The 10,462-nt window shown below is 36.8% G+C and carries 11 protein-coding genes; 9 read left to right on the plus strand and 2 right to left on the minus strand.

The features are described from left to right. Positions 1–3 precede the first annotated feature (3 nt). The 3 genes from HMPREF1477_RS07710 to HMPREF1477_RS07720 all read left to right on the plus strand — a co-directional run bounded on the left by HMPREF1477_RS07710 (position 4) and on the right by HMPREF1477_RS07720 (position 3,379). Positions 4–801, plus strand: coding sequence for an ABC transporter ATP-binding protein (locus HMPREF1477_RS07710; RefSeq protein WP_016476465.1), 798 nt, complete (start codon positions 4–6; stop codon positions 799–801). Next, on the plus strand, positions 794–1,615 hold the full coding sequence (locus HMPREF1477_RS07715; protein WP_016476466.1) for an ABC transporter ATP-binding protein: 822 nt from the start codon (positions 794–796) through the stop codon (positions 1,613–1,615). Before HMPREF1477_RS07710 ends, HMPREF1477_RS07715 begins: the two co-directional genes overlap by 8 nt. 201 nt (positions 1,616–1,816) lie before the next feature. Continuing rightward, complete coding sequence (locus HMPREF1477_RS07720) at positions 1,817–3,379, plus strand: ABC transporter substrate-binding protein (RefSeq protein ID WP_016476467.1); 1,563 nt, start codon at positions 1,817–1,819, stop codon at positions 3,377–3,379. A 65-nt stretch (positions 3,380–3,444) separates the two neighbouring features. On the opposite strand, the gene HMPREF1477_RS07725 is transcribed toward HMPREF1477_RS07720, so the two are convergent. Continuing rightward, on the minus strand, positions 3,445–4,377 hold the full coding sequence (locus HMPREF1477_RS07725) for a DUF3829 domain-containing protein (RefSeq protein ID WP_016476468.1): 933 nt from the start codon (positions 4,375–4,377) through the stop codon (positions 3,445–3,447). 260 nt (positions 4,378–4,637) lie between these two features. On the opposite strand from HMPREF1477_RS07725, the gene HMPREF1477_RS07730 reads away from it, so the two are divergent. Continuing rightward, entirely contained in the window at positions 4,638–5,852 is a 1,215-nt protein-coding gene (locus tag HMPREF1477_RS07730; RefSeq protein ID WP_016476469.1) for an MspI family type II restriction endonuclease, read from the plus strand. Between the two features lie 17 nt (positions 5,853–5,869). On the opposite strand, the gene HMPREF1477_RS07735 is transcribed toward HMPREF1477_RS07730, so the two are convergent. Next, a complete protein-coding gene (locus HMPREF1477_RS07735) occupies positions 5,870–7,012 on the minus strand; it encodes a DNA cytosine methyltransferase (protein WP_016476470.1) in 1,143 nt (380 codons plus the stop codon). 182 nt (positions 7,013–7,194) lie between these two features. Here HMPREF1477_RS07735 and HMPREF1477_RS07740 point away from each other — a divergent pair, with 182 nt between their 5' ends. The 5 genes from HMPREF1477_RS07740 (at position 7,195) to queC (ending at position 10,310) form a co-directional block, all read left to right on the plus strand. Beyond that, on the plus strand, positions 7,195–7,593 hold the full coding sequence (locus HMPREF1477_RS07740; RefSeq protein WP_016476471.1) for a (deoxy)nucleoside triphosphate pyrophosphohydrolase: 399 nt from the start codon (positions 7,195–7,197) through the stop codon (positions 7,591–7,593). 90 nt (positions 7,594–7,683) lie between these two features. Next, a complete protein-coding gene (locus HMPREF1477_RS07745) occupies positions 7,684–8,499 on the plus strand; it encodes a sulfurtransferase (protein WP_016476472.1) in 816 nt (271 codons plus the stop codon). Continuing rightward, positions 8,496–8,732 (plus strand): hypothetical protein, encoded by a 237-nt coding sequence (locus tag HMPREF1477_RS07750; RefSeq protein ID WP_005377052.1) that lies wholly within the window; start codon positions 8,496–8,498, stop codon positions 8,730–8,732. Before HMPREF1477_RS07745 ends, HMPREF1477_RS07750 begins: the two co-directional genes overlap by 4 nt. A 45-nt stretch (positions 8,733–8,777) precedes the next feature. Next, on the plus strand, positions 8,778–9,533 hold the full coding sequence (locus HMPREF1477_RS07755) for an exodeoxyribonuclease III (protein ID WP_005377116.1): 756 nt from the start codon (positions 8,778–8,780) through the stop codon (positions 9,531–9,533). A gap of 87 nt (positions 9,534–9,620) precedes the next feature. After that, positions 9,621–10,310: a 7-cyano-7-deazaguanine synthase QueC gene (gene queC, locus HMPREF1477_RS07760; RefSeq protein ID WP_016476473.1), complete on the plus strand. Its 690-nt coding sequence runs from the start codon at positions 9,621–9,623 to the stop codon at positions 10,308–10,310. Positions 10,311–10,462: the final 152 nt, after the last annotated feature.

The following is a 10,462-nucleotide window of genomic DNA, read 5'->3' on the forward strand; positions in this document are numbered from 1 at the left end:
ATAATGGCAGAAAACATACTAACTGTAGAAAACCTTAACATAGCGTACCAAGGTGTGCCTGCTGTTATGGATGTAAATTTTACCTTGGAACGCGGTAAGGTATTAACCATTGTAGGGGAATCTGGATCCGGTAAAACTACCGTGATCCGGGCCCTCATGGGTTTATTGCCTGTAGGTGGTGAGGTCACAGATGGTACAATGATCTTTAATGGTCAAGACCTTCGCACCCTATCTAAGTCAGAATGGAGATCCATACGTGGCAAAGATATGGCCATGATTTTCCAAGATAGCGGTAGTGCACTCGATCCGATTGTACGTATTGGTAAACAATTTAGAGAACTATTCAAAGCTCACATTGAAATCTCCAATGACGAATGTGATCGTCGTGCTATTGAATTATTAGAGTCTGTTGCGTTACCTAATTGCGCAGATATCCTTCGCCGCTATCCACATGAGCTGTCTGGCGGTCAACGCCAACGTGTTGGCATTGCCATGGCATTAGCATTAGATCCAGCATTACTCATCGGTGATGAACCAACATCTGCTCTAGACGTGACAACACAATCTCAAGTTGTTATGCAAATGATGGAATTATCTAAAGTGCATAATTCCGCTATCGTTATGGTAACCCATAACCTTGGTGTGGCGGCGTATATGTCCGATTACATCATCGTTATGAAAAAGGGCTGTGTTGTAGATGCAGGTACGCCACAAGAAATCTTAGAAAACCCATCTAATGAATACACAAAACAACTAAAAGATGCGGTACCAACATTGGAAGGAGGTCGTTACATTGACTAACTACGCAGTAGAAATTAAAAATGTATGCAAACGATTCCCTCTTCCGACTGGCGGAGAGCTAGAAGCATGTAAAGATATCAACATTACCCTTGAAAAAGGGGAATCTCTTGGTATTGTAGGTGAATCTGGTTCTGGTAAAACAACTCTAGTTCGTATGATCATGAAGATGTTACCTATTACAGAAGGCGAGATTTATGTAGATGGTGTAGAGCTTCAACATATGAACTCTGAGCAAACGAAAGAATACCGAAAGAAAATTCAAATGGTATTCCAAGATCCATCTGCTGCATTTAACCCACGCATGAAGGTTAAGGATATTATCCTTGAACCACTATATAATTTTGGGCTTCTTGAAAAGGGAAAAGAAGAACAAATCGCTGGTGATTATCTTGAAATGGTAGATTTACCGCGCGAGTTCATGCATCGATTCCCTCATGAGATGTCTGGTGGTCAACGTCAACGTGTAGCTATCGCACGAGCTATCGTTTTGGAACCTGAAATCCTCGTATTCGATGAGGCAACGAGTGCCCTTGATGTATCTGTGCAAGACTCTATTGCCTATCTACTCGCTAGATTGCAAAAGAAACGGAATTTAACATATTTGTTCATCGCTCATGATATTGCTTTCATTCGTACTATGTGCCATAAGGTTGTAGTCATGTATAAAGGGGCTATCGTTGAAGAACTAGATGCGTTCCATCTAGCAGATGCTAAACATCCATATACAAAGGTGTTATTGAGTTCTATTTTTGAAATTGGTAAACCACACAATCCATTATCGATGGATACCGTTACTAATGATACAAATATATAATCTTATTGGTGAAAGCCTTCGCGTATGCGAAGGCTTTTATCTTTTCTATTTGCTAAATATATATTAGATGATTGAGAACTGTCGATAAATAGGATATGATAAAGAAAGCAATATACCCATATAGGTATATTGAAAGGTATTCATATGAACATATTTTGATAGATATCAAGTCGAGTATACAGATTGGTAATAGGAGATTAAATGAAAAACATAAGACGAGTGCTGGCTACATGTGCTTTATTAGGCCTTACCGTAGTTGGTCTTACTGGTTGTGGGATGAACTCTAGTGCTGATAAAGATATTTTACGAGTAGGTGCCATTGGATTTGCTAGTACATTAGAACCTACAGAGAACTATTTTAGCTGGGTTGTAGTACGTTATGGTATTGGTGAAACGCTGGTTAAATTTGATGATACAATGAAAGCAAAGCCTTGGCTTGCTTCTAAATGGTCTGTATCAGAGGATGGAAAAACATGGACTTTCACCATTAATGACAAAGCTAAGTTTTCCAATGGTCGAAAGGTGACGGCTCAAGCCGTAAAAGAGTCATTTGAGCGGACCTTTGCTAAAAGTAATCGTGCCAAGACGTTTTTTACCTATGATTCTATTACAGCGGATGGTCAAACCTTAACGATTCAGACGGATAAGGCGTACCCTAATTTACCAGGTTCTCTGGGCGATCCATTATTTGTCATTGTAGATGTGCAATCTGAACGAGAGGGCCGAAACTTTAGTGCCGATGGTCCTATTGGAACTGGGCCCTATGTGGTAATATCCTTTACCAAGGAACGTGCTGAACTAGCCGCTAATGAAAACTATTGGGATGGTGATGTGCCGTTTAAACGTGTAGAAGTACCCGCTATCAATGATGCTAATACGAGGGCGATGGCATTGCAATCTGGTGATATCGATATGGCAATAAACATTGGACCTGGTGAGTACAGTTTGTTTGCGGATAATAAAAACTATACTGTTACAGAGGCGTCATCATTGCGCGATGTGATGGCACGTATGAGTCAAAAAGGTGAATTGAAGGATTCTAATTTGAGGGCTGCTCTTATTGCTGGCATAGATCGTGATAGCTATGCTAAAAACCTTTTGAAAGATACATTCATAGCCGGTAAGGCACCATTGCCGCCTAGCCTTGATTATGGATTTAAACAATTAAAGGATACCAATCCATATGATCCTAATAAGGCTAAAACTTTATTAGCTAAGTCTGGTTGGACAGATACCAATGGGGATGGCCTTGTAGATAAAAATGGTCAAAATCTCTCGCTAGTTTTATATACTTATACATCAAGACCTGAATTGACGCTTTATGCGGAAGCAATGCAGGCGGATTATAAGAAAATTGGTATTGACGTACAGATTAAAATTGTCGATTATACGATGCTTGATGAATTAGCTAAAACCGGTGATTATGATTTATTGGTTTCTAGTGTCGTTACTGCTAATACGGGTGACCCTGTGTGGTTTTTAAAACAATATTGGGGTAGTAATATCGATGGAGATAATCCGAATAATGGTTCTGGATTTAATAACTCCCGTTTTGATGAACTTACGGCACTTGCAGGCTCTACGCTAGATGCTACAATCGCACGCAATGCTATCATCAATGCCCAACAAATTTTGCTCGATGAAAATGCTACCATATTCCTTGGATATCCTAAGATTAATATGATTGGTAAAAGCTATCTAAAGGGTATTCACACATCACCTAGTGAATACTATGTAATCACGAAAGATTTGAAAAAAGAATAAGTAGTATTGATTTAGACACAATAAAAGGACCAGCTATAAGGCTGGTCCTTTGTGTTGTTCAATTATTATTTTTTGCTGTCTACTGCATCGAGGTCATTCATATCCACCTCGTTAGCACGGCCAATCATGCGATTATATTTTACATATAATTGCGTATATGCTTCGCCATAGGAGGAGTTGATAATGATGTAATTTCTTGCTTCTGCAATAAATTCTTTTACAGCATCTTGATATTGTTTAACCGCAGCTTGCGTTTCTGGTTTTGTACCAGGTTGCAAGTCATTCAAGCGTTTTGTAATTTCTTGTAGATTGGTTTCGATCTTTTGTGTATCTGTATTACCATCAGGATCGATAATATCTATGGTTTGAGATAATAGTATATTTAATTCAATAAAATTAACTGCATTGACTCTGTTTTCATCAGCGAATTCTTTCATGCGTTCTGTATATAATTCGTTATTACGATTTTCAAGTGCTAAATCGTATGCATTATAGGCCGCATTGAATTGATCCGCTAATGGTACATATTGGCTAGCTAAGTTATCACTACCTACAAAATTATCTTTTTCAAAAGTTCGATCTGTATAGTAGTTTTGAAGTTGGTCAGCCACAGGAATTAATTGCGATAAGATGGTAAGTAATTCATCCGTCGCTTTATTTACATCCTCATATGGTGTGGAACTTTCTTCTTTAGCTGCTTCCAGCTGAGCTTTTAATTTCTTATAGTCAGGTAATGTTACAGATGTATTATGTGTATGATTGCGCAATTCTTCAAGGGTTGGTTGTATTTGATAGGTATAGGCAACACTATTTAAATTAAATGTATCAGCTGCCTCGATATAAGGTCGTAAGGCATTGATCTTGTCCTCAATAGTAGAGCGATATAATATTGTAGTTGCTTTATTGGATAGGAAATGATAAGCGAAATAAATCCCACCACCAATAACAGCAATTCCTAGAATTACGGCTAAGATTAATTTAATATAACCCTTTTTCAATTGCCAATACTCCTTATAAAACGTGTTTGTGAAAAAATATCTATACTTTATATTCTATACAGTTGATATCAGTATTATTATAGCATAGATTAAAGGGGCAAAAAAGATACATATAACTGATAATTATTAAATAAATATAAATTATTATACTTGGTTTATGTTTAGGGGGGCATAAGTTTTAGTAAGAGTAGACTTATCTTTATATATTTATTTTATGCAACTGAGTTGTTATAATAAATTTGTATAAAGGAGATGATATAATGGCATTTAGTATTGATAATTCAGAAAAGTTTAGATCAGGGTATGCTAGTAATATGACATTGGATGCGGTGTTAAATACTCTTGAGAGTGTTCCACAATTTAATATTAGTGTTGAACGTGGATATCAAATTGGTGCACCTAGTTGTGAAAAACAGTATAAGATGGATTTTAAGATTACTTTTCATAATCAAAATGATGAAATATGGTTAGTGAAATCAACAAGTTCTATAAGATCTGATCGCTTGTATGGAGTAGAGTATTTTGCCCAAAATATTAAACTTCATGATCCTAATATAGCAAAAATCCTGGTTGTAATACCTAATTCTGTTAATGATAAAGAAATTAGGTATAAAAATAACTATCGTGAAAAAATAAACAGTGACGGATTTATATCTTTTATTGACGAAATATATACTGTGTCAGAGTTTAGAAATGAAGTCATTTCTTTTGCTACAAGTAATTTGGATCAAGGAATATGTTCAAATATATTAGGCAAAGATGCAGAAAAATATGTAGAAGAATTATTGGTTGATACAAATAATAGTTTACTTTGGAATGATTATGAAAATAATTTTAAGACTACAAAATCTGCATCTTTTAATGAGTTTTGTGAATTATTAACTGCTGTAGGTTTAGAACAAAGACATGAGCGTATCATTTCTGTCAAAGCAACTAGAGATATTCCAAAGTTATCTAATGGAGGTTACCCGAAAACAGATGTATCTTTTGTTATTCAGACTGAAAATGATTTAATAGAACGAAATGTTAGTATAAAACATACTGATTCTAAGACTGTTACAATACACGAGGGAGATATAAATGATGTTATTACCGCATTAGAAATTGATCCTATATCTACTCTGGCTGATGCATTAAAAGCATTTCAATTATTTGGTAGTGAGAAAAAATTAAAAGAAGAAAAACCACATCTTCATGCAGTACTTCATTCTGAATTGCCTAAATTTAATGAGAAATTAACAGAGTTATTTCTGTTTGGTGTTAACAGTCCACTTGTAAATCACAAAATACAAATTGCGGACTTGATTCTTTTAATTAATAATTTTGATGTCTTTGATAGAGATTCTTACGTCTCTCTATATGTAAAAAACTATAAAGATAGTGGTCAATTTGGAACTCCTTTTAAATGGACTTATCCAAGTAAAAAGAGGGGAAAGAAAATTCAAATAAAGGGGTTTACAGGTTATAAAAAATAGAATGTATGACATATACTCTACTTTTTAGTATATTTTAAATATTTTTTTACTTCCTTAGCAACAGCTTTTATTACAGGTACTGCAACGGAATTACCAAATTGCCGATACATTTGAGTCCTAGAAACAGGGACTATAAAGTCATCGGGAAATCCCATTAGTCGTTTTGCTTCTAGCTGGCTATATAAACGTAATCCAGTTTCCCCGTCTTTGATAAAAGTTCCAGTAAGTCGCTGGATTTTATGATAGCTTGCAACCAATGTATTTACTTGAATTGTGCTATCTTTTGTTATTACTTGTGGTTTACCATCATCTTTTTTAAATAGATAAGATTTTTGTAGATGTTCTGATATAGAATAGCCGATAGGATTATCTTCCAAGATATTCTTAATTGGAATTCTTTTTTTCGAACCTTTGGGAAATTTAAAATTTGTTACTTTTAAATCAGGTCTAAATCCAACGATTATAATTCGTTCACGACGTTGTGGTAATCCAAAATCTTGTGCATCTAAAATTTTAAAATAAATATTATAGCCGAGTTCCTCTTGGAGTGCATTTTGAATAACTTTAAACGTATTTCCATTATCATGTGTGACAAGACCTTTTACATTTTCTAATAAAAAGGCTTGAGGCCGTTTCTCCTTTAAAATTCGAAGTACATCAAAAAAGAGTGTTCCTTGTGTGGTGTGTAAAAAACCTTCTCTTTTGCCAATATTACTAAATGGTTGACATGGAAAACCCGCTAATAATATATCATGGTCAGGAATCTCTTTTTCATGAATCTTAGTAATATCTCCAAATGGTTTTTCACCATAGTTCGCTTCATATGTTTGTGCTGCATATTTATCCCATTCTGAGCTGAATACGCATTCTGTATTTTTATCTTCAAAACCCTTACGAATCCCACCGATTCCAGCAAATAGATCAATAAATTTTAAGTTTTTTTTATATGAAACATTAGACGAAGTTAAGTCAGTTTCTTTACTTATCACGGAAAGACCTTTGTTAATTAATAGATTACATTTTTGACTGAAATTTTTACATCCCGTTAATGTTAGTGCGTTTATAGTTTCTATCTCTTCAGGGGTAAGGCAAATATTTTTTGTTAACTTCTTGTTTTGCTTTGTCTTTCTGCCTGCCCCTTCTCTTATTCCACCTTGCATTTTAACGCTCCTTTCTTATATATAGTATACCATAATTTTTGAAAAAACCGGTAGTTTTTTCAAATTAAATCCGTAAATTGTATAATTGTATAAGTGGATGATTAGATATTTTTATTTTTTTAGTTGTAAAGTATAAGGTATAAAATAAAAGAGAAAGATTAGTAGGTTTTGTTGTATATATAATGATTAGAAAACATATAGAAGTTGTTGCTGCCATAATTCAAAAGGGCAACGCTATATTAGCGACTCAACGAGGATATGGTGATCTAAAAGATGGTTGGGAATTTCCTGGCGGTAAGATTGAACCTGGAGAAGCGCATGATGAAGCTTTGATTCGTGAAATTAAAGAAGAATTACAAGCCAATATTAATGTAGGTGAAAGACTAATTACTATTAACTATAATGGTTATGAAAAATTTGATCTTACTATGCATTGCTATTTGTGCACGTTAACAGAAGACTCACATGTAACATTGTTAGAACACGAAGCAGCTAAATGGTTGACTAAGGAGACTTTGTACTCTGTAGATTGGTTGCCTGCAGATATAGAGGCAGTTGATGCATTATATACACGTTTATAATTGAGATTCATTTGTATATCTTAGCCCCCTCGTATATAATGGTATTAACAGATTTGTATTTTTCGATATAATCACATGAAAGGAGTCATTATGTCTAATTTCATTACTCCTAACGAATTATTACCTATCATGGATGAGGTTATCATCCTCGATGCAAGAGGGTTTCAAGATTATAAACGAGGTCATATTAAAGGCGCTTTTCCCGTCGATATAGATAAGGATTTGACCGGCCCTATCGGTGAACATGGGGGACGTCATCCATTACCGGATATGGAGCAATTGGCGAAAACCTTCGAGACATTTGGTATTAATGAAAATTCTAAGGTCGTTGTCTATGATTCTTGGATTTTCTTGGCTGGTCGCCTTTGGTGGACCTTGCGCTACATGGACCTTAAAGATGTACGCGTTCTATCTGGCGGTATTGAAAGATGGGTGAAAGAAGGTCATTTGTTGACTAAGGATCCTACCCCTTTGCCTACAGAGCCGACGACGTTCAATTATACTCTACAAAGCGAAATGACCATGAGTCGTAATGAGGTATTGGAGGCGAGTAAGTCCGGTTCTCATGTTATCGTCGATGCCCGCGCACCAGAACGTTATGATGGTTCGGTGGTCGATGTTATGGATGGCATGACAGGACATATTCCGAGGGCTGTTAACCATTTTTATGAAAGTGGCTATACTTCGGAAGGGCCTCGGTCTATTAAGGACTTAGAAAATGAGTTCTACAATGAAATCTATCAACAAAAGCCTGTTGTTACCTATTGTGGATCTGGTGTTACCGCATGTAATGCTCTACTTGTTATGAGTGAAGCGGGACTTAACTCTGCCTTGTATGTAGGTAGTTCTAGTGATTGGGTAACCTATGATGAATTCCCAATTCAAACGGGGGTTGAAACATTATGAGAATGTTAAATCATATTTTATCGGTCGTTGCATTTGCTTATTTGTGCTATCATTTGTATACCTATGGCCCTGGTCTATTCAATGTAACGGTTATGATTATCTTTTTGTTATCCGTTGTGGCGAATTACTTTAGATATCGTAAGGAAAACGAAATGAAAGCCAATGAAGCATCGCGACAAGCACGCGCTCAAGCTAAGCATGATCGAAAACATAAACATGCTCGTGAAAGCTAACTTTCACAAATAATATTGTATATAAATGCCTTATAAGGAGTATCAATGAAATTAATATCTTGGAATGTAAATGGATTGCGTGCAGCCGTAACAAAAGGTTTTATCGATTCCTTTAACGAATTAGATGCAGATATTTTCTGCTTGCAAGAAACAAAATTACAACCCCATCAAATTGAATTAGAATTACCAGGTTATGAACAATTTTGGAATAGCGCAGTGAAAAAAGGCTATAGTGGAACCGCTGTATTTACACGTATTAAACCGATTGCGGTGACAAATGGTATCGGCATTGAAGAACATGACCAAGAAGGCCGTGTCATTACTGCTGAGTATGATAATTTTTATCTCGTTTGCTGCTATACGCCGAATAGTCAACGTGAATTGGCGCGTTTAGATTATCGTATGACTTGGGAAGATGCGTTCCGTGCATACCTATTAGAATTGGATAAGAAGAAACCGGTTATTCTCTGTGGCGACCTCAATGTGGCTCACAATGAAATCGATTTGAAAAATCCTAAAACAAATCGTAAGAACGCTGGCTTCTCCGATGAAGAACGAGCTAAGATGACAGAATTGTTGGAATCTGGTTTTACCGATACATTCCGTTATTTGTATCCTGATGCGGTTGATGAATATAGCTGGTGGTCCTACATGGGCAAGGCTCGCGATAGAAATGTGGGATGGAGAATTGACTACTTTATTACATCTAAACGCTTGGACGACAAAATTAAAGAGGCCAAAATCCATCAACAAATCTTTGGTAGTGATCACTGTCCAGTGGAACTCGATATTGAATTATAATATGTGATATGGTGAAAGCTTGGCTTCATATATCGATATTAATGTATAAAGCCTCATCTACGGATGAGGCTTTCATAAGGAGGAACGATGGCACAAAAGCAAAAAGCCGTTGTATTATTTAGTGGCGGCGTAGATAGCACAACATGTTTGGCGCTCGCTATTGAGCGATTTGGCAAAGAGAATGTGGTGCCCTTATCCATACAATACGGCCAAAAACATAGCAAGGAATTAGAGGCTGCAGCCAACGTATTAGCATACTACGGCATAGAAGGCAAAACGATGGATGTAACAAAACTGTTTGCATTCAGTAATTCATCCCTATTGAAGCAGTCCACAGAGGACATCCCTACTGGTTCCTACAAGGAACAACAAGATGAACATGGGGAAGGACCCGTTAGCACCTATGTACCATTTAGAAATGGACTGTTCCTATCCGCTGCGGCATCCTTAGCCTTATCCCTCGATTGTGGCTATATCTATTATGGCGCCCATGCCGATGATGCAGCTGGCAATGCATACCCAGACTGCACAGAAACATTCTACACATCTATGGGTAATGCCATCTTTGAAGGCTCCGGCCAAGAATGCTCCCTTGAAGCACCATTCATCAATTGTAACAAAGCCGACGTAGTCCGCGAAGGCCTTCGTCTAGGCGTGCCATACCAACTTACCTGGTCCTGCTACGAAGGCGGTGACCACCCATGCGGTCATTGTGGCACCTGCATCGACCGCCAAGAAGCCTTCCGCGCAAATGGTGTAGAAGACCCGGCATATTAGTTGAGCGTCGTTTGGCGAGCATATGTTAGCATAACGTAAAGAATGCAATTGAGCATATACCATTATGCCGTAGAATTGATTGCTTTCGCAGAGCGCTTTAGTAGGTCGAGGCCTTCTCCCGAAGACTCGTCAAAATAGATGTTCGCCGTTTG

Origin of the sequence: Veillonella sp. HPA0037 (assembly GCF_000411535.1) — a bacterium.
GTDB classification, from domain to species: Bacteria; Bacillota; Negativicutes; order Veillonellales; family Veillonellaceae; genus Veillonella; species Veillonella atypica.

Coding starts and splice junctions, on each gene's coding strand:
- HMPREF1477_RS07710 (WP_016476465.1), top strand. CDS start 4: ATGGCAGAAAACATACTAACTGTAGAAAACCTTAACATAGCGTACCAA.
- HMPREF1477_RS07720 (WP_016476467.1), top strand. CDS start 1,817: ATGAAAAACATAAGACGAGTGCTGGCTACATGTGCTTTATTAGGCCTT.
- HMPREF1477_RS07730 (WP_016476469.1), top strand. CDS start 4,638: ATGGCATTTAGTATTGATAATTCAGAAAAGTTTAGATCAGGGTATGCT.
- HMPREF1477_RS07735 (WP_016476470.1), bottom strand. CDS start 7,012: ATGCAAGGTGGAATAAGAGAAGGGGCAGGCAGAAAGACAAAGCAAAAC.
- HMPREF1477_RS07740 (WP_016476471.1), top strand. CDS start 7,195: ATGATTAGAAAACATATAGAAGTTGTTGCTGCCATAATTCAAAAGGGC.
- HMPREF1477_RS07745 (WP_016476472.1), top strand. CDS start 7,684: ATGTCTAATTTCATTACTCCTAACGAATTATTACCTATCATGGATGAG.
- HMPREF1477_RS07750 (WP_005377052.1), top strand. CDS start 8,496: ATGAGAATGTTAAATCATATTTTATCGGTCGTTGCATTTGCTTATTTG.
- HMPREF1477_RS07755 (WP_005377116.1), top strand. CDS start 8,778: ATGAAATTAATATCTTGGAATGTAAATGGATTGCGTGCAGCCGTAACA.
- queC (WP_016476473.1), top strand. CDS start 9,621: ATGGCACAAAAGCAAAAAGCCGTTGTATTATTTAGTGGCGGCGTAGAT.